Source organism: Caldimonas brevitalea (genome assembly GCF_001017435.1).
Classification (GTDB): domain Bacteria; phylum Pseudomonadota; class Gammaproteobacteria; order Burkholderiales; family Burkholderiaceae_C; genus Caldimonas; species Caldimonas brevitalea.
Map to the genome: position 1 here is coordinate 1,857,331 of NZ_CP011371.1, position 19,687 is coordinate 1,877,017.

The 19,687-nt window shown below is 63.4% G+C and carries 12 protein-coding genes and 1 tRNA gene; 8 read left to right on the forward strand and 5 right to left on the reverse strand.

Annotated features, from left to right (window positions below; translation table 11 throughout):
* Positions 1–26: 26 nt before the first annotated feature.
* Positions 27–100: transfer RNA gene (locus tag AAW51_RS08195), tRNA-Gly, on the forward strand.
* Between the two features lie 473 nt (positions 101–573).
* Here AAW51_RS08195 and AAW51_RS08200 read toward each other — a convergent pair.
* Positions 574–1,830, reverse strand: coding sequence for a P-loop NTPase family protein (locus AAW51_RS08200; protein ID WP_047194212.1), 1,257 nt, complete (start codon positions 1,828–1,830; stop codon positions 574–576).
* 672 nt (positions 1,831–2,502) lie between these two features.
* On the opposite strand from AAW51_RS08200, the gene AAW51_RS08205 reads away from it, so the two are divergent.
* From AAW51_RS08205 to AAW51_RS29780, 4 genes are all read left to right on the forward strand, one after another.
* On the forward strand, positions 2,503–5,529 hold the full coding sequence (locus AAW51_RS08205) for a type VI secretion system Vgr family protein (protein ID WP_083438169.1): 3,027 nt from the start codon (positions 2,503–2,505) through the stop codon (positions 5,527–5,529).
* 17 nt (positions 5,530–5,546) lie between these two features.
* Positions 5,547–10,529 (forward strand): RHS repeat-associated core domain-containing protein, encoded by a 4,983-nt coding sequence (locus tag AAW51_RS08210; protein ID WP_157359670.1) that lies wholly within the window; start codon positions 5,547–5,549, stop codon positions 10,527–10,529.
* Between the two features lie 480 nt (positions 10,530–11,009).
* Entirely contained in the window at positions 11,010–11,276 is a 267-nt protein-coding gene (locus tag AAW51_RS29000; protein WP_083438170.1) for a PAAR domain-containing protein, read from the forward strand.
* A 72-nt stretch (positions 11,277–11,348) separates the two neighbouring features.
* Positions 11,349–11,744, forward strand: a complete 396-nt coding sequence (locus AAW51_RS29780; RefSeq protein WP_157359672.1) for a hypothetical protein — start codon at positions 11,349–11,351, stop codon at positions 11,742–11,744.
* 794 nt (positions 11,745–12,538) lie between these two features.
* On the opposite strand, the gene tnpC is transcribed toward AAW51_RS29780, so the two are convergent.
* From tnpC to istA, 4 genes are all read right to left on the reverse strand, one after another.
* Positions 12,539–14,083: an IS66 family transposase gene (gene tnpC / locus AAW51_RS08225; protein ID WP_053014003.1), complete on the reverse strand. Its 1,545-nt coding sequence runs from the start codon at positions 14,081–14,083 to the stop codon at positions 12,539–12,541.
* A 56-nt stretch (positions 14,084–14,139) separates the two neighbouring features.
* Positions 14,140–14,487 (reverse strand): IS66 family insertion sequence element accessory protein TnpB, encoded by a 348-nt coding sequence (gene tnpB, locus AAW51_RS08230; protein WP_047193272.1) that lies wholly within the window; start codon positions 14,485–14,487, stop codon positions 14,140–14,142.
* Between the two features lie 104 nt (positions 14,488–14,591).
* Positions 14,592–15,374, reverse strand: a complete 783-nt coding sequence (gene istB, locus AAW51_RS08235) for an IS21-like element helper ATPase IstB (protein WP_417903612.1) — start codon at positions 15,372–15,374, stop codon at positions 14,592–14,594.
* A 74-nt stretch (positions 15,375–15,448) separates the two neighbouring features.
* A complete protein-coding gene (istA, locus tag AAW51_RS08240; RefSeq protein ID WP_157359564.1) occupies positions 15,449–16,798 on the reverse strand; it encodes an IS21 family transposase in 1,350 nt (449 codons plus the stop codon).
* Positions 16,799–17,808: 1,010 nt separating this feature from the next.
* Between istA and AAW51_RS29005 the strand changes: the two genes are divergently transcribed.
* The 3 genes from AAW51_RS29005 to AAW51_RS08255 all read left to right on the forward strand — a co-directional run bounded on the left by AAW51_RS29005 (position 17,809) and on the right by AAW51_RS08255 (position 19,560).
* Entirely contained in the window at positions 17,809–18,171 is a 363-nt protein-coding gene (locus AAW51_RS29005; protein WP_083438172.1) for a tlde1 domain-containing protein, read from the forward strand.
* Positions 18,171–18,623, forward strand: coding sequence for a hypothetical protein (locus tag AAW51_RS08245; RefSeq protein WP_047194215.1), 453 nt, complete (start codon positions 18,171–18,173; stop codon positions 18,621–18,623). Before AAW51_RS29005 ends, AAW51_RS08245 begins: the two co-directional genes overlap by 1 nt.
* 472 nt (positions 18,624–19,095) lie before the next feature.
* The gene (locus AAW51_RS08255; protein ID WP_047194217.1) at positions 19,096–19,560 is read left to right on the forward strand and encodes a MerR family transcriptional regulator; all 465 of its coding nucleotides are present in this window, start codon (positions 19,096–19,098) and stop codon (positions 19,558–19,560) included.
* Positions 19,561–19,687 lie beyond the last annotated feature (127 nt).

Consider the following 19,687-nt stretch of genomic DNA (forward strand, 5'->3'; position numbering starts at 1 on the left):
CGCTTCACGCTACACTACGGCCCCACGCGGGTGTAGTTCAATGGTAGAACGGCAGCTTCCCAAGCTTCATACGAGGGTTCGATTCCCTTCACCCGCTCCACTCAACCCGTTGCATCGCAACGGGTTTTTTGTTTAGGCACCACGCCAACCGCGGAATCCGCTATTTAGCGAGTCGCGCTACCCCGTGTAGCGTCATTCGAACGGCCTCTCACGGCCGCGTTTACCGCCGCCGGGTTGCGTCCACGATCCGCGTCTGGAATCCACCTCGCGTAGTGCTTCCGCATCGTCTGCGGCGAGTGGCTGTGCCGTGAAGCGACCGACAGTATGGATCGCAGCCAGCCATGAGCGCGATGGTCAACACACGACGCAAATGCAGCTAGACGCCCAAGGCAATGCGGTGTTCTCCGGTGCCCTAAACGCGGCGACGGGCACATTCGCAGGGCATCTGACGGCCCGAGTGCCTAACCCCAGCTCATTTGACGCGATCGCGTTTTCCTACGACTCGCCCGGCTGGCGACACATCCAGGTTCCATACCGGAAATCAGGGTGGAGCGAAGAAATCCTGTCGCAGCCTTATTTCACAAGGTCGCCCCAGCGAAGATAGAACGCGAAAAATGGATCGGTGATGTGGAGTTTTTTCTCATCCTCTTCGAAGTCGATCACGGGAGTGGAGCTTTGGTCAGTGGACGCAATGGTAGCCATATGTTTAAGGACACGCGCGACCTCGTGTAGCTGCGGAATTTGCGAGCTTGATACTTCTTTGATAGCGGTACGAAGATCCTCGTACTCAAGGCTTACAAGCCCAGGCTGCATGCTTGCAAGCGCGTGAAGTACCAGCTCATAGATGTCTACCTCCCGCCCGTCTTTGAGTTTGCGCGGGATTCTGTCACTACGCTGCCTTGGCCCTCTAGCAAGTTTCTCAAAAATTGGCCTGCCTATGGTGTCCGCCACGTCCTTGAATACCTGTTCAGCCAAGCGATCGTCGACGTGCAGCCGTTTGCTGGGCTTTGTTTCGACGAGACCCACGGCTTTCGAAATACCTCTGCAAAAATCCTGCATAAGGTGCGGGCTGCCAATCGATTGAGCAGCAAGTTTGCTGACGTCTCCAGGATCTGCCGTATGTCCGAGGAGATTGAAGCCGGTGGTCGGAATGTAGGAGAGTTCGGGTTCGGACCAGGCGGGGACGGTAATTCCAGAGATGCGCCCTGCCATCTCTCGCTCTACCTTAACCGCGTCATATCGTCGGTGTGGGATCGCAATTACCACTACCGGCACGCCGTCAAAAATTAATGGTTTGAGTGTCCGAATTAAATTTCCCTGAAGCTCTTTGGACAGGTAGTGGAAATCGTCTATAACGAGAGGAAGTTTTGCCTGGCGCAAACCGACCAGAGCGGCTACACGGGCGGAGACACTGCGCGTCTTTCGGGTGGCTTCTCCGGTCCCACGTTCCGTTGAGGCTCCGATTTCTCCTGAGCCCTTTGCTACTAAAAAATTGGCTTCGGCAGTTCCCTTGCCTTGAAGGCCGCTCTTGGCCTCAGAAGAGGATTCCGCCTCGATTTCTTGAAAGAGGCTAAGCCGTTCAACCACCAGTTGCCAAAACTCCTCTTCGGAGGCAGCGCCGCCTCCATCAATCCAGACGGAGTTTTCGATGGGGAGCACCTTGCGAACGAGAACGGTCTTTCCCGATTTTGTCTGACCGGTAACAGTGACGAGCTTGCACAAGTTCTCCGTCACTTCCCGAATGCGTTCCTCCAGACCGAGCGCAAGTCGAGGGTTGTAGGTGTGGCGGGGAAAGCCGCCCGGAACAAAGATTTCTTGATACCTGAGCACTGTTGACGGCCTTTCTACGACGCGGTGTAGCAAAGTCTAACGCGCTGGCTGCTGCGGAAGGAGGGCGCCCCGCATGTGTTCCTCGCTAGGTCCAGCGCAATCTGGCGATCGACGCGCGAGGCAAGATCGCCGAGATTCGCCGGGGCCTCCGGGCCGACGGGCGCCAGCTAGCGCGCCGCGGCACGCGGCCTGGAGGAGTTCGAGGAGCGCAAACGGGACGGGTTTGAGAAGATCCGCCGCATTGATGGGGAGCTACGCGAAAAGACGGGCAGGGCACAGGGGGCAGCTGCTGACTAGGGGCGCGGCTCCCCGTGGTGTTGGACCGGACTTCTCGCCTGGCGACTCTGCCTTATTTACAAGCGTTAACCACCGGGCAGCCCCTTAGACGAGGGAGAGCCGCGGAAAGTTCGTTGCTGCTGGCTACACTGCGGCGCACGAGAAGTAGAGCAGGGATGGCAACCCAGCAGGACGTTGCCGTTTTCAGGGAGGGATACCGGTGGACCACGGCGATTCCGACGCCGCATTACTTCTGTCTGGCCGCCTGACGCGATTGCGCCGGCCGTTCCCGCTGCAGCTGAAAGACGTCGCCGGATGGCGGACGCGCGTCGCTGCGGCCGGCTTTGTCGAGCCCGACTTGCACGGAGCTTCGACCCACAGGATGAACACCACGCCATGAGTCGACTGAGAGCCCTCATCGAAGGGCGCCAGCACGCGCGCCTGCTGCTGCTGACCTTTCCCAACGGCGATGCGCCGAACGCCGAACTGCTGGTCGAGCGCCTGCACGCGGTCGAGTCCCTGTCGCTCGACTACTGCTTCACGGTCGAACTCCTAAGCGACGAAGCGAACATTGCGCTTGAAGACCTGCAGGGCAAGCTGCTGTGCGTGTCGCTGGTGCGCGCCGACGGCGGCCTGCGCCACTTCACCGGCCGGGTTCACACCTTCCGTCACATCAAGACGGACGGCGGCATTGCCTTCTACGAGGCCGTGCTGGTGCCTTGGCTGTCCTTCCTCAAGCTGAGGAAGAACAACCGCCTGTTCCACAAGCAGACGTTGCAGCAGCAGGTGCAGACGCTGCTGGCCGACTACGGGCCGCTGCCGGTGTGGGAATGGAAGGTCACCGGCGAGCAGCCCGAGTTCACGATGTGCACCATGTGGGACGAGACAGACCACAACTACATCCATCGCAGGCTGGAAGCCGCCGGGTACGTGACCGGCTACGAGTACAGCGACAAGGGCGAGAAGTGGGTGGTGTATGACGACACCCGCACCGCCGACCCCATCGAGGGCGCGGCGCCCGAGATTCGTTTCCACAGCAACAGCGGCGCCGAGGACGAGGACGCCATCGCCCAGTGGAGCCCGCGGCGCCAATGGGCCTCCGGCCACTCGGCGATCAGCGGCTTCGATTTTAAGGACCCGCGGCCCGTGCACGTCGGGATTCCCACGGTCAACCAGCAAGGCGACATCCCCCCGCTCGAAGTCCATAGCTACGAAGGCCACTACGGATTCAAGCACCGTGCCGGCGCCGAGCAGTTGGCACGGCAGCGCATGGAAGAGATCGAAGCGCGCGGCAAGGTGTACGAAGCCCAGGGCAACTGCGCCCGCGTGATGCCCGGCCGCTGGTTCAAGCTCACTGACCACTTCGCCTACAGCGGCGAAGGCGCCGAGTTCCTAATCATCGACGTCGAGCACGAGGCCCGCAACAACTACCTGCAGGGCGACGACGCGGTTGCCGAGTACAAGAACACCTTCCGCTGCCAAAGCAAGGCCGTCCCCTGGCGGCCGGGTCGAGGGTTCAACAGCAAGACAACCTTGATCCAGGTGCCGCAGTCTGCCATCGTCGTCGGCCCCGAAGGCGTCGGCAGCCTGCACGTGGACGAATACGGGCGCATCCAGGTGCAGTTCCACTGGGATCGCGACAACAGCGGCAGCTGCTGGGTGCGCGTGGCGACCAACTGGGCCGGTGGCGAAAACGGACTCATCAGCCACCCCCGCGTTGGTTCGGAAGCGGTGATCCAATTTCTCGACGGGAACCCTGACCACCCCATTGTCACGGGCTGCGTGCATAACCAGGCCTACATGCCACCCTGGAAGCTGCCGGAGCAAAAGGCGCTGACGGGGTTTCGCAGCCGCGAACTGACGGCCGACGGCGGCAACAGCCCGGGCGGGCGCAGCCAGCATCTGCTGCTGGACGACACCGACCAAAAGATCCAGGTCCAGGCTCGCAGCGACCACCAAAGCAGCCAGCTGAGCCTGGGCCACATCACCCGCATCGAGACCACCGCGGGCCGCCAGGAGGCGCGCGGCCAGGGCTTTGAGCTTAGGACCGATGGCCACGGTGCCGTCCGCGCCGGACAAGGCCTGCTCGTCACCACCGAGGAACGGCTGAACTCTCGCGCGCACATCACTGACCTGGGCGAGACGGTGGAGCGGCTGACGCAGGGCCAGGACCTGCACCACAGTCTCTCGGACGTCGCGAAGGAAGCCCAAGCCCACCAGGCGGGCGACCAGGACGAGGTCGTCAAGGCGCTGCAGGCGCAGACCGCTGACATCAAAGGCCAGGGCGGCAACCCACAAGACGGCGAGTTCCCCGAGTTCCATGCGCCGCACCTGACCTTGGCGAGCCCGGCCGGCATCCAGACCACTACGCAGGGGTCGACCCACGTCGTCAGTGCCCAGCACACGGCTCTCACGAGTGGCGGGCACACGAGCATCAGCGCCGGCAAGAGTTTGCTCGCGAGCGTCAAGGACGCCGTGCGGCTGTTCGCCTACAAGGCCGGCATGAAGTTGGTAGCGGCGAGCGCCAACATCGACATCACGGCGCTCAAAGAGAGCATCAACCTGCTGGCCAAACTCAACATCACCCACACGGCCAACCGCATCACCATCAGCGCCAAGGAAGAGGTGTTGATCAACGGCGGCGGCAGCTACAGCCGCTGGAGCGGTTCGGGCATCGTGCACGGCACGAGCGGCCCCTGGCGGGTGCAGGCGTCCAGCTTCTCGCACACCGGCCCGGCCAGCATGGGGACACCGAGCCTGCCGCAAGCCATCCAGCTGCCCAAGGGCAACCTCGAACTCTTCCACGAATACGTGCGCTCCACCGGCGAGCGGGTGCAAGGCGTCAAGCAGGGCGAGTTCAGCGTGATCGACTCCGAAGCCGCCAGCCGCGCCGGCGCACTCGATGGCAAGGGCTTCAATGCGGTCTCCAGCGTGCCGATGGGCGTCGTGGACGTCGTCTACGGCAAGGACCCGAGCGACACCTGGGACGAAGGCAGCCAGTTCGGCAAGTTCAACTGGCCGCCTCAGCCGCCCGCCGCGAGCGCGATGCCGGCCGCGGTCTCGCCGTTCGCCGGCTCGCGGGGTGCCCAAACAGCCTCTGCAGCGCAGCGCAGTGCGGCCGGCGCGACATCGCTCACCAGCGCCGCTACTGCGACCTCAGGCGCTGGTGGCACGGTGAGCAAGATGGCTGCTGCCGCATCCACGGCACAGCAGGTGGCCGGCACCGTGCACGCAGTCCAGCAAGGCGGTGTGAAGGCGCTGGCCCAGCCGGCGATGCAACTCGCCCAGGCCGAGGCCATGCCTGTTATCGCAGAGAAGGCAACGGGCGCGTTGCCGCCGGGATTCGCCGACGACATGCCCTCCGCGCTCCAAGCTCAGCCGTCCTCTGCGCCACCCGAAGACTTTAGGGAATACGCCGTTTGACGGCGCGACAGAACAACATGACCGAGCCCACCACACCGCCCCAGGGAGGGCAGGCGTCCAAGCCTGAGCCGCAGACGGCCGTTGCTCCGCTCAACACCATCGCCCCCGAAGACCTGCAGGCCAGCGCCAACGCCTTCGACGCCTGGCTGCGCAAGAAGACCGACAACTACATCACGCTCGACCGCCTGACCACGGTCGCCGGCAGCCTGCCCGTGCTCAGCAGCATCATGGCGTTGGCCAGTGCCGTGATGGACGTGGTGCACATCGTCGAAAGCTACCTCAAGAAGAAGAGCGCCGACTTCTTCCTGTGGGTGTCGCTGGGCATCAACATCATCGGCATCGTGCCCACGTTGGGCGCCGTGCGCATGAGTTTGCGCCCTGCGCTGCACCTCGTCAGAAGCCGCTTTGCCGCCGGCGCCAAGGACATCGGCGCGGCGGTGGTCGAAGTCCTCACGATGGAGTTGGCCGACCACATCAGCGGCTCCCTGGAGAACTTCATCACCCAGGCGACGGGCAAGCTCGACAGCATGCTCAAGGAGTGTGCCGACTGGGCCGACAAGTTCGCCGACTCACTCATCAGCGTGCTCCAGCGCAGCCTCGGCAAAGAGCCGCTGTTCAAGCTCAACACGCCGCCACCGCCGCCCGCACGGGTCGTCTACGACCCCAAGACCACCTCCTTGCTCGGGGAGATGCTGCAGTCGGCCAAGCAGATGGGCCGCAACGCCAAGCACGCGGCCGAGGTGGGCATGACCCACTACGGCAACGCCTACCGGCAAGCCGGCAACTTCATCGGAGCCCAAGCCGCCGACCTGCTGCCCGAGAAGGCCCGGGCCACGGTGCAAGGCCTCATCGACACGCTGCAGCAGACCAAGGTCGGCTTCCGCGCGAGCCTGACCCAGCTGGCCGACCCCAACGCCGAGCGCAGCATCATGTGGCTGCTGCAGCGCATCCTGCAGGCTGTCGCCAACCGTCGCAAAACCCGGCGTGCAATGATGAGTGCCGACAAGGGCACTCAGGTGCGCGAGGAAATCCACGGCAGAAAGATCGAGGCCGTCAACAAGCAGGCCAAGGCAGAGACCGACCCGAGCCGGTGCAAGTCGTGCGAGATCAAGGCCGCCACGGACGGCTCCATCAGTTACGTCACCGGCGCCGAGAGCTTCACCCACACGGACTTCGTGCTGCAAGCGCCGCTGCCCATTGCGTGGAGCCGCACCTACCGCAGCAACCTCAGCGCGTTCGACCAGGGCAGCCTCGGCGCCCGCTGGCTGACGCCCTATTCCGTCCGCATCGACGTCCAAGGCAAGGGACGCCAGCGCGCAATGGTCTACCACGGCGCCGACGGCCGCAGTCACCGCTACCCCTGGCTCGAGGTCGGCCAGACGCACCACGACCCCATTGAAGAACGCACCCTCACACGGATCAGCCCCACCCTGCTGTACCTGGACGCCGGCAAGCCGCTGCCCGAAGGCGAGCCCAGCCCGTGGCGAGAGACCTACGAACTGGTCGACACCTGCCCCGGCAAGGCCGAAGCCTACGGCACCCAGCACTTCCGGCTGAGCAGCCTCACGGCCTTGCACGGCGCGGCTATCCGCCTGCATTACGGCGCCACGCTGCGCGAAGGCCCCTATGCGGGCGAGCAGGTGCTGAGCGCCATCGAGAGCCTGCAAGGTGAACAACTCATCGCGGAAGTCGCCCTGCAAGCCCACGCTCGGACGGGCTGCATCCTGGGCATCTGGGAGGTCAAGGACGGGCAACTCGGGCGGGCGCTTGCCGTCTACGAATACGACGACCAAGGCGACCTGGTGCATGCCCGCGACGAGAACGGCGCGAGCTGGCGCTACCAGTACCAGCACCACCTCGTCACCCGCTACACCGACCGCACGGGCCGGGGCATGAACCTGGCCTACGACGGCACCGGACCGGACGCCAAAGCCATCCACGAATGGGCCGACGACGGCAGCTACGACACCCGACTGGCGTGGGACGAGAACATCCGCCTGACCTACATCACCGATGCAATGGGCGGGGAGACCTGGTTCTACTACGACATCAAGGGCTACCCCTATCGGATCATCCACCCTGACAAGCGTGAGGAATGGTTCTACCGCGACGACGCCAAGAACCTCACCACCCACGTGAATCCGGACGGGGCCACGGAGCACTTCCGCTACGACGAGCACGGTAACCTCATCCAGCACACCCACGCTGACGGCAGCCGGGTGCACTTCGAGTACGACAAGGGGCACCGTCTGACCGGTATCCTTGATCCGGACGGTGGCGTCTGGAAGCGCGACTATGACCAGCAAGGCCGGCTCACTGAAGAAACCGACCCGCTCGGCCACAAGACCGAATACGCCTACGACCAGGGCGGCCGGGTCATCAAGGTCACCGACGCCAAAGGTGGGACCAAGAAGCTGGGCTACACCCCGTCCGGCCAACTGACCCGCTACACCGACTGCTCGGGCCGCACCACCGAGTGGGGCTACGACGAACGCGGCCGGCTGGTGAAGACGACTGACGCTGCCGGGAATGAAACCAAGTACCGCTACACGCCGCTGACGCAGGAAACGCTGCAGCGCGCCTGGCAGCCCGAGGACTACGGCAACCACCCCGGCCAGCTGGAAGCGGTGATCGCTCCGGACGAGACCGAAGAGCAGTTCTGCCACGATGCCGAAGGCCGCTTGCTCACGCACACCGACGCCCTTAAGCGCAGCACCTCCTACCGCTACACTGCCGCCGGCCTGGTGCACGACCGCGTCGACGCGCTGGGTCAGCGCTTGGGTTACCGCTGGGACCCGCTGGGCCGACTGGTGGAGCTGCGCAACGAGAACGACCAGCCGTACCGCTTCAAGTACGACCCGGTGGGAAGGCTACTCGCAGAAACCGGCTTTGACGGCAAGACGACCGAATACCGCTACGCCGAGGACACCGGGGTGCTGCAGGCCGTGGTCGACGGCAGTGTCACCACCGAACTGAAGTTCGATCCGATGGGGCGGCTGCTGCAGCGCAAGGCGACCGCTCCCGGCAAGGACGAGCAGGTCGAGAGCTTCGGGTACTACCCCGGCGGGCGCATGGGCGAGGCCAGGAACGAGCACGCGCGGCTGCAATGGTTCTACGACGCAGCCGGCAACCTGGTCCGCGAGCACCACGGCTACCAGGGTCCGTTTTTTCCCGAGAGGAAAACGGCCGTGTGGCGGCACCGCTATAACGAGCTGAACCAGCGCGTGGGCACCACGCGGCCGGACGGTCACACGCTCGAATGGCTGACCTACGGCTCGGGGCACATCCACGGGCTGGTGCTGGACGGGCAGGACGTGCTTGGCTTCGAGCGCGATGCGCTGCACCGGGAGGTGTACCGCCAGCAGGGAAACGGGCTCGCGCAGCACCAAAAGTACGACTTGGTGGGTCGAGTGCTGGAGCAGCAAGTTCAGCACAGCCAGCAACGCCGGCCGGTGGACATCAACGACGCCTATAAGCATGCCCATGCTAGCGTTGGCACGCAAGCGACCATCGCGCGGCGCTACCGCTACGACCAGGCCGGACAGCTCGACCATATCGAGGACAGCCGGCGGGGGCGGCTGGAGTACCGCTACGACCCGGTGGGACGGCTGTTGCAGGCCACCAGCGTACTCGGGCCGGAGTTCTTTGCCTTCGACCCGGCGGGCAACATCGTGCCGGTGCAGGGTCAGGGGGAAAAGCGGGCCACCGCCACGGAGCGGCCCAAGCTGCCCAAGGTCCTCGATAACCTCCTTAAGGAATACGCCGGGACCACCTACCGGTACGACGAACGCGGGAACCTCGTCGAGCGCGTGCGTTACGGGCAGCGCTCGCAGTTTGATTGGGACGCCTTCAACCGCATGACGAAGGCGACCACGCCCGAGGGCTCGACGACGTTTGCCTATGACCCGCTGGGTCGGCGCCTCGCTAAACGAAGCGAGCGGCCCAACCCACACGGGGGCGAGCCGCTGCGGGAAGACGTGGTTTTCGGCTGGGATGGGGACACCTTGGGGTTCGAGAGCCGCATGCCCGAGGGCAACCAGTGGGCAAACGAGCAGACGATCCACTACATCCACGAGCCGGGCGGGTTCGTTCCGCTGCTGCAGGCCCGGAGAACCGAGGTAATCCAGCTAGCGCCAACTACCGACGTGAAGGCCATGATGCAGGCCAACGACGGCAAGTACGAATCGGAGCTGGACCCACTGTGGAACGGCGAACTCGACGACCGGGAGGTGCAGCCCTTCAGCCAGAACGAGCTTGTCTACTACCAGTGCGATCACCTGGGCACGCCCCAGGAGTTGACGGATCACGAGGGAAGGGTCGCGTGGGCAGCACAGTACAAAGCGTGGGGCCTAGCGACAGAGGCGATCAGCGAAGTGGCGAGGAAGGCCGGCTTCGTCAATCCAATTCGGTTCCAGGGGCAATACTTTGATGAAGAAACGGGGTTGCACTACAACCGGTTCAGGTACTACGACCCGCATTCAGGACGATTCGTATCGCGCGACCCCATCGGCCTGCTCGGGGGGATGAATGTTCACGCGTATGCGCCGAATTCGACAGAGTGGGTTGATCCCCTGGGTTTAAGTGGAAGCTCGTCGCAACGCAGGAAGCAGAGGCGTGCTCAAGCCAATGCCGCGCCGAAGTGCTGTCCATGTCCTGAGTCGGGTCACTTATATCGGGGAGTGCCGGCCAAGCATCCGGCAATCGCTGATGCTCGTCGGGGCATTGCTACTCCAGCGCTTGAAGTAGGCGGCGCCTCGGCACAGGAGCACAATGAGGGGGGGCACTCTGGAAGGAGTCCATATACCTCCTGGTCAAGACAGAAGAGCATCGCTGAATGGCATGCCAATAAAGACGGCCCCGGAGGCATTCTGCTAAGCGCCCCCTTCGGAGCGCCGAAAGATGGCGATTGCTGGTCTTGGGAGTTCTCTGACGACGTTTATGGGGAGGATGAGGTGCTACTTAAAGGTAAGCGTAGCGGTCTGGGAGTTCATAAGCCATGATCGACATCCCATTGATAGTCAAAGGCTGCAGCTCGTACCCGAGTGAATCGTGGGCTCCGCTATTGGAGAGCTTGGTGACCAACCCCGCTCTTTCCGCTAGGTCGTCGTACACCTCCTCCGTGGGTAGCCTTCTGGGGACTCTTCGTATACAGGATAGGACAACCTCTGATGCAAGCATCGAGAAATGGGGGTTCTCAGAATTGCTGCACCGTCTAAGTTCATTGCCGGGTGAAGAGGTTGTAAAAGTGGAAGAGTTTGATGCGGAAATGTTTGTGGCGCGCTGTGTATTTGCGGGAGGGGCGGACACACTCCTTGGCTGCACGATTGTGAGGAAGAGGCGGAAGGCGATGCAGACCCCACCAAATTGGGATGGGTCACTCGATGCTTTGGAGAGCTTTAATAAGAAAAACTCTCGCGAGACCGGTGAATAAGAGCGGCCGTTAAACCCCGTATATCTGCCTGACGAATGGAAGAAACCACATGCCGAACGTCATCCGTCTAGGGGATCGCACCAGTCATGGCGGCTTGGTTGTCGCTGTTGGGGCGACCCATCACACCGTCGAAGGTATTCCAGTCGCTCGACTCGGCGACAAATGCATCTGCCCGAAGAAAGGCCATTCCGTCTGCGTGATCGTCGAGGGCGACCCTAACTTTACGGTCGATGGCGTGCCAGTCGCCTTCGACGGGCACAAGACGAGTTGTGGTGCCGCTCTGATTGCTTCGCTCAGCAACTTCAACAACGGATGAGCGGGTCACTCTAGTTGAAATGCTTCAGGAAGGACCGAGGGCGGACGTCGAAGTGCCAAGAGCGGGTTGCAAATGACTACCGATGCTGAATATTTGCTAAGTTTGGCAAATGAGATCCCTGAAACCTCTTCGCTGGGTCAATTGAAGGCCATTCTTTCAATGGACGATCTAAGAGGCAAGCCGGCGAACCCTCTGACCTGTACGGCATCTTATGCGCTCGCCCAGGCCAAAAGAAGGCTCGAAAACTCCACGGCATTAGGGAAGGCAACGGTGGGTCTAGAGGATCTGATAGCTTCTGCCTCGTCGTTCAAGGATGACGATATTTTTGAATGCTATATATTCGAAAACTCTACGCACATCGGCACGTGCTATGTTTTTGATGGTGGATTGCTGGGGTGCGAATTCGTGTTAAGGACCGGAACGCAGACATTGCCCGGTCTCTGGATTGATGGAAAGAGGGTTGGCTGAACCCCGGCTTCAATGCCGCACCTGTCGACGCCATGCGGCACGTCATTTTTGACGCCGATGAACGACGGTTAGAAGGCTGGGAACAGGTTGGCGCAGAAGTAGAGCAACTGCGGAATCCACTGCGGAATCAGCCCATTGCAGCCCGTTCCGGCCCTGTTCCACATATGCTTCTCCTAGGCGGAAAGTGAGCGTACGGTCAAGGCGCGTTGATCGTAAGCTCACCCAGAAACTACACGACCATTTGCAGCTCGATCTCCTCGTCAAACCAAGGTTCTGGCAGTCGAGCAAACACGCGATTCCCATCATCCGCCGAGACGGACCACAAAGTGGCTCCAGAAGAGAAGGCGAGCCGTATCCCGGTTGGAGCCCCTGACGCCCTGTAGCACAGCAGTGCGACCTCCTGCACCGTAGCATTCATTACCGCAGGGAAGTCGCTACCCGACGAGATATCAAATGCCTCCATGCGAGACAGCTGGTCATCAGAGGGCATAACATGACGCCATGCCGCGATACGTTCACTCAAACTACCGTAGGGTTGCACCGTCGGTGCATCTTCCAGCTCGACGGCGGGCGTCTGTCCATCCGGACTGGTTCGTAGCGTTGCGGACATCTGCACACCGTCTGGGAGCATGAGAGACAGATTCAGCTGCGTGTCGGCCGACTCCAACCCCTCCGCAGAAGGCCATATCAATAGGCAGGCACCGCGCACCGTAGCGCCAACGATCTGTCTTAAGGCTGCCTGCAACTGTTGAGTCGTGTTCATTTCGGTGAGCGTCGCCGTTGACGCCTTGACATCAGGCCGCTTGCAGTTCCTCGACGGCGCCGCGGTCCAGCAGGCTCGCGACGTTCCACGGCAGCAACTCCGCCACACGGTCTACGCGGTGCTCGCCGATGTGTTCCAGCACATGCGCGAGGTACGCCTGCGGATCCAGCCCGTTCAGTTTGGCCGTTCCGATGAGACTATAAAGCGTTGCGGCGCGCTCACCGCCCGCGTCCGATCCGGCGAATAACCAGTTTTTCCTGCCTAGGGCCACGGCGCGGATTTCGCGCTCGGCCGCGTTGTTATCGATCTCCACCCGCCCGTCCTGCGCGTAGCGCACCAGCGCAGGCCAGCGACCCAGCGAGTAGCGAATCGCCCGGGCGAGTTCTGACTTCGATGAGGTGCCGGCCAGCACTCCGTCCAGCCATCCCCGCAGCGCCTGCAGCTTCGGCACGGCATGCTCCTGCCGCACGCGCCACCTTTCCTCGGGCGGGCGGCCACGAATGTGCCGCTCGACCTCATACAGCTCGCCGATGCGCCGCAATGCCTCGTGGGCCTGCGGCGAATTCGTCGCCTGGTGTAGGTCGAAGAACTTGCGCCGCGCATGCGCCCAGCAGGCTGCCTCGACCACGCGGCCTTGCTCGTACAGCGCCTCGAAGCCCGCATAGCCGTCGGCCTGCAGGACGCCGTTGAAGCGCTTCAGGTGTCCCTGTGGCCGCTCGCCCTTGCGGTCGGGCGAATACTGGAACCACACCGCCGGCGGCGCCTGGCTGCCCATCGGTCGCTCGTCCCGCACGTAGGCCCACAGCCGCCCGGTCTTCGTGCGTCCCTTGCCCGGCGCGAGCACGGCCACCGGGGTGTCGTCGGCGTGCAGCTTCTCGGCGCTGAGTACGTACTGCTGCAGCGCGTCCATCAACGGCTCCAGCAGGCGCGAGGCGCTGCCGACCCAGTCGGCCAACGTCGAGCGCTCCAGCTCCACGCCCTCGCGGGCGTAGATCTCGCTCTGACGGTACAGGGGGAGGTGGTCAGCGAACTTGCTGACCAGCACGTGTGCCAGCAGGTTCACGCCGGCCAGGCCGCGAGCGATCGGGCGACTCGGTGCCGGCATCTGGACCAGGGTCTGGCACCGCGGGCAGGAGTACTTCGGCCGCACATGCCGCACGACCTTGAAGCGCTGCGGCACCAGCTCCAGCACCTCGGCCACGTCCTCGCCGACGTAGCGCAGCTCTACGCCGCACTCGCTGCAGCTGCAGCCCGGCTCGTGGCGGACCGTCTCGCGCGGCAGGTGCGGCGGCAGTGACTTGCGTGCAGGGGGATGGTGTGCGGGTGCCGACGGCGCCCTGTTCTGCGCCTCGCCGTCCGGCAGCGCGCTGCAGCGGGTCTCGAGATCTTCGACCAGCAGCTCCAGCTGCTCGATGTGCTCCAGCCGCTCCGAGCTGGCGCCGAACTTGTCGCGCCTGAGCCGGGCGATCTCCAGCTTGAGCTTCTCCACCAGCAAGCGCTCCAGCAGCAGCTCGCGCTCGCGTTGTGCGAGGCGATCCTTGAGCGCTTCGTAGTCTTCGACGGAGATCGCGGCCACCACCGTACTGTGCCAACGGCGAACTGCCCCCGCAACCCGATTGACTGTCGGTTACGTCACACCACCATCTCGGGCTGCCACGTCCGTGCGGGCATCCGCCAGTCGATGCCCTCCAGCAGCATCGACAGCTGTGCTGGCGTGAGCGACACAGCACCCGAGGTGGCCTGCGGCCAGACGAAGCGGCCGCGCTCCAGGCGTTTGCTCAACAGCAGCAGGCCCTGGCCGTCGAACCACAGCACCTTGATCATGTCGCCGCGCTTGCCGCGGAAGACGAACACGTGGCCGGAGTACGGGTTGTCGGTCAACGCGGTCTGCACCAGGGCGGCCAAGCCGTCGAAGCCCTTGCGCATGTCGGTGTGGCCGGAGGCGATCCACACGCGCGTATTGGGCGGCAGGTCGAGCATCAGCGGCGGGCCTCGCTCACTGCACGCAATACCTCGCGCAGCGTGTCGGCGTCGACCTGGGGCGGCATGTCAAGGGCATTTCAACTTTCCCCAGCCGCGGCAACCTAAATTTCCCCACCCGGTTGTGAACCCTCGTTGTCTTGGGTCCTGATCAGTCCGGCCTTCAGCTTGTCCTTGAGTCGGTAGGAGTTGCCTCGGATGTTCAGCGTGACGGCGTGGTGCAGGAGCCGGTCAAGGATGGCCGTGGCGATGATCCGGTCACCGAAGACGTCACCCCACGCCGAGAAGCTCTGGTTGCTGGTCAGGATCATGGGCCCCCGCTCGTAACGGCGGCTGATCAGCTGGAAGAACAGGTTTGCACCCAGCCGGTCAATGGGCAGGTAGCCGATCTCATCGATGATCAGCAACCGAGGCGTGGCGTAGACCTTGAGCTTCTCCTCAAGGCGGCCTTCGGCATGCGCCTTGGTCAGCACGGAGATCAAGTTGGCCGCCGTCGTGAACAGCACCCTGTAGCCGTTGGCGATGGCCTTGAGCCCAAGTGAGACCGCCAGATGCGTCTTGCCCACGCCCGGTGGGCCGAGCACGATGACGTTGTCGCCGTGCTCGATGAAGTGGCAACTTGCCAGGGTATGGACCTGCTTGCGGTCGATCGAGGGCTGGTAGTCGAACTCGAAGGTCTCGAGCGGTTTGACGAAGGGCAGTCGGGCCATCGCCGTGCGCATGGCGATGTTCTTGCTCGTCTTGGCCGCAACCTCCTCGCCGAGCACCTGCTCGAGGAACTCGGCATACGGCAGTTCCTGGGCCGCAGCGTGCTGCAGCAGTGCCTCCAGCCGCTCGCCGCTTTTGAGCAGTCGCAGCTTGCGCAGGTGCTCACCAAGCCGCTCCAGCTGCGCGGGGGTTGTCATCGCTGACGGCGGCATCATCGCCTCAGCGATCTTGGGGGTACGGGTGGTCGTGCTCATCACGCAGCCTCCCGAACGGCGTGCAGCAACTGGTCGTAGACCCCGAGGTCTCGGACCTCGACGTCGCGCTCGCTCTGGGATGGCGCAGTGGGCCGCTCGCCTATCGAGCCGAATCGCTGACGCTGGTTACGGGGTACCGCTCCAGGCCCGTGTTCGGGCAGGACGCTCAGCTGCGCACGCCCGCTCAGCACCGCGTGCTCGGCCACGACCTTGCCCTTGTGCCGGATGATCCAGCTGCCGCCCTCGCGGGCGACCTGCACCGTCTTGCCAATCAGTCGGAACGGCACCGAGTAGCGGTTCGCGTCGATCGCCACGAGCCAGTCCTCGGCGACCACCCGCTCCCGCACCATGGCTTGCAGGAAGCTGCGATGGCCGGCCGCCGGCATCAGCGCCTTGGCCTCCTCGGCGAAGCGCTCCATCGGCCGCTGATGCGTCGTGCCGTGCACGCGCACATCCGCGACCTCGGCCTGCCAGGCAGCCAGCTGGGCATTGAAGTCCTCCAGGTCCCGGAACTGGCGGCCCGGCACGAAGTTGCCCTTGATGTACTTCACGCCGGACTCGACCTTGCCCTTGGTCTTGGCCCGGTACGGCCGGCACAGCCGGATCGTGAAGCCCCAGTGCCCGGCAAATGATTGGAACGTCGCGTTCAGCTTCGCCCGTCGCACACCGGCGTCGTCCTCGGTCGTGCCGATCGTCACCGTGCGCATCCGGTCGTACAGCAGCGACTGACAGACGCCACCGAAGTGATCGAAGGCCCGCTCGTGCGCCGACAGCAGGCTGTCCATCCGCTCGCTGAGGTAGCCCTCGGCGTAGGCCCGGCGGCTGTAGCCCAGCGTCATCACGAACACGTGCACCCGGGTCGCCTCGCCGCCCAGCCACACCTTGACCTGGCCCCAGTCCACTTGCGCCTGTTCACCTGGTGCCGTCTCGAAGCGCATCTGCGTGATCGCCGCCACCGACGCACTCGAGCGCAGCGGACGCACCGCCACCTTGACCACCTCGTAGCAGCCCGTGAAGCCCCGCTGCGCACGCAGCTCCTGGAACAGCACCCGCGCCGAGAATCCCACCTGCGGCGCCCGCCGGTTCAGCCACTCAATGTGCTCGTCCAGCAGTGTCGGGCGCCTCACCTCCCGGCTGTACGGCTTCCACTCATCACGTGCCAGGCAGCCTCTGACCGTCTTGCGGTCCAGCCCCAGCTCCCGCGCGATCGCCGAGATGCTCTGACCGGCGGCGCGGCGCTCGCGAATCGCTTCCCACTGCTCTTGCCCAACCACCGCCACCTCCATGCTCCGTCTCCAGACGGGCACGGTACCGGCCTCTGCAGCCATCCTTTGAACTTCCTCTTCCATCTCTCGCTCCTTCGCGATTTCGATGGGTGGGGAAAATTTAGATGCCATGACTGGGGATTATTGGAGTGCCACTGACACGGCACAATGATCCGGGCGTCGTGGATCACGATCTCGATGGGAGCAGGCGCGGCTACCTGCTTCGCAGGAGGCGCGCGGTCGCAGAGGTTCACCGGCAGCAGCGCCGGAGGCAAGGCAACACGGCCCTGCGGCCGCTCCTTGCACCAGCGCCGCGCCAGGTTCGCGTTGACCCCGTACCTCAGCGCGACGCCCGAGAGAGAAGCGCCCGGTTCGCGGCAAGCGTCGACCACCGTCTGCTTGAAGTCCTCAGCATGCGAGCGTCGCTTACGAGGCGAGCGGGCCGCACTCTTGCCACTCTTGTTAGCGTCCACTATGTCCATAGCGGGAACTATCCAAGGTCCGCGAAACAGGATCAATGCGCCCAGACCGGACGGCTACGGCGGAAAGGGGCTGGCGGGGGCTGCAGCGGGCCTGGCAAAGGGTTCGATTCCCTTCACCCGCTCCACTCAACCCGTTGAATTCCAACGGGTTTTTTGTTTGGGCGCATGCAGGGCTTCCATTCTCGGCACTGCTCTTCGCCGGTGTTCGGTGAACAGTCCAAGAACACCGATCCGTCAGCACCTCCTTTCCACTGAGCCCGTGCCTTGGCACTCGATCACCGTCCATGCGCGAACGATGAGGTCAATGAGGCGCGGCTTGTGTGTCTTGATGCGATCAGGACCCACACCGAAGTTGTCGAGCGAATTGCTCGCCACCACGCCCTCACCGTCGCGAAACGCGGAATTCAATCAATTTGAGTAGGCGGAGCGCCCGGAATATTACGGGGCTGACACTGACCTGCAAATTGCTACAGGCTGAGAACATCTCCCCCCGATCGTGGTGGCGCGACCTACACGCGGTTACCTCGTCGTTTGCTACATTCCTGCTCGGGTAAATGCTGTCTCGCAGAGAGGAGGCAGTATTGGGTCGAGCAAACAGGGAGGGAGCGCTAAATGGTCTGGCAATACGAAGTAACCAGCAAAAAGCTGTATCACAACAACGCTCTTGTTTTTAGCGGTGGGTATGCAGGGCGCGGCGAACATAAAAATAGACCAACCTCTGAGCACATTGAAAACTGGGGGCCTATTCCTCGGGGAAAGTGGCGGATTGGTGGCTATACCAACAACAAGGGACCGCTCACGATTACGCTGACACCTGGGCCAGGGACGCACACCTACGGCAGAACGGCCTTCCGAATTCATGGGGAAAGCGTAAGCGACCCCGGGAACGCCTCTCAAGGTTGCATCATTGTTGGCTACAACGCCCGTTTGGCGATGGTGAACTCTGGCGACAGAGATCTTGAGGTGGTTTGGTGATGAACATATCAGCAGCGGTTCTGTCCCTCGTTTTAACGGGCTGTTTTGGGCTGGTGCAAGGTGCGTCTGCGAAGCCGTCGGAGAAAGTGCCGCCTTGCTACGGACCCAAGAGGTGGGCGACGCAGGTGGCGCTCGACCACATGGTCGATGCGGGACTCATTCGCGACTCTGCGTCCATCTATCGCGGTGACACTCCCTACTTCTTGAAGACTGAGCTTCTCGATTCGCAAAAGGTGGGCGTATTTTCGGGCTTGGAATTTCCGACTTCAGAGGTCTATCGGCAGATCGAGAAATTCACAGTAAAAACAAAGGAAGGGCAATCGTACGAGGTGTTGACTGTCACTGAGGTGTCTTTTGTCGAGTGCTCGATGGCGCATTTGGCAACCGTCCTGCTCGCGCCGGAGTTTCGCGTGCTGAAAACGGGAACATCGATTCTGAAAGAGAAAAAGTAGGCGCCGCCAAGGCTGGGTGGCGAGCGCCGCCCAGACGCCCCATCGCTCTTGCTGCCGCCCGGTTTATCCGACGCTCCTCGTCGAGGCGCAGCCACACACGGACCCACCCGGGCTGTTGCTCGTGCCCGTCGTGACAGAGCCGCAACCGAGACGCTCTTGATCGGCCGGCTCGGCCTTGCAAGCGCGCCGGCGGCGGAGCAGATACCAACCGCTGGCCAGGGCGACCGTCAACACCGCCGCACCCACCGCCAGCGGCCAGCCGGCCCACAGGCCGAGCCCACCCGACATCGCCAGCCCGCCGAGCAGCGGCAGTGCCAAGGGGATTGCACAGCAGGCCGCGCAGGCGGCTCCCAGGCCCAACAGGGTCATCAAAGGTCTCATCGTGTCTCGTCCTACGAAGTTGAGAAGCGGGCCATCACCCGTACACTCGACTGTGAAACCTCAAGTGGCTTGAGATACAAGGGGGCAGGCGATGAGAACCGTAAACACCGACGGGCGGGTGACGATCGGCGTGCTGGCGGAGCGCACCGGCGTGAACATACCGACCATCCGCTATTACGAGGAAATCGGCTTGATTCCACCGGCCCAGCGACGGCCGAGCGGGCATCGTGTGTACGGGGCGGCTGCGCAGGAGTTGCTGACCTTCATCCGGAGCTGCCGCGACTTCGGCTTTTCGATCGAACAGGTGCGCGCGCTGGTGTCGTTGAGCCACGACGCCGACCGGGACTGCGTGGAAGCACGCGACATCGCGCAACGCCACCTGGACCAGGTGCGCCACAAGCTGACCGAACTGCGGGCGCTGGAGCGCAGCCTGGTCCGCTTCGTGACGTCCTGCACCTCTGCCTGCGCCGGAGGTCCGGCGCCCAAGTGCACGATCCTCAAGGACCTGGGGCGGGCGGCAGCGGCGACGGCGGCACCGCCTTCGTGCTGTGCATAGGGGCGTTCAGCGCGGGCGGAACATCAGATGAATGCCCGCCCACCCCGGCAACCCGCCCGTCCTCCCGGCGCCTTGTCGCGATGACGGTTGCCGGGACGGACGCGACGAGGGCGGGTTTGCTCACCCT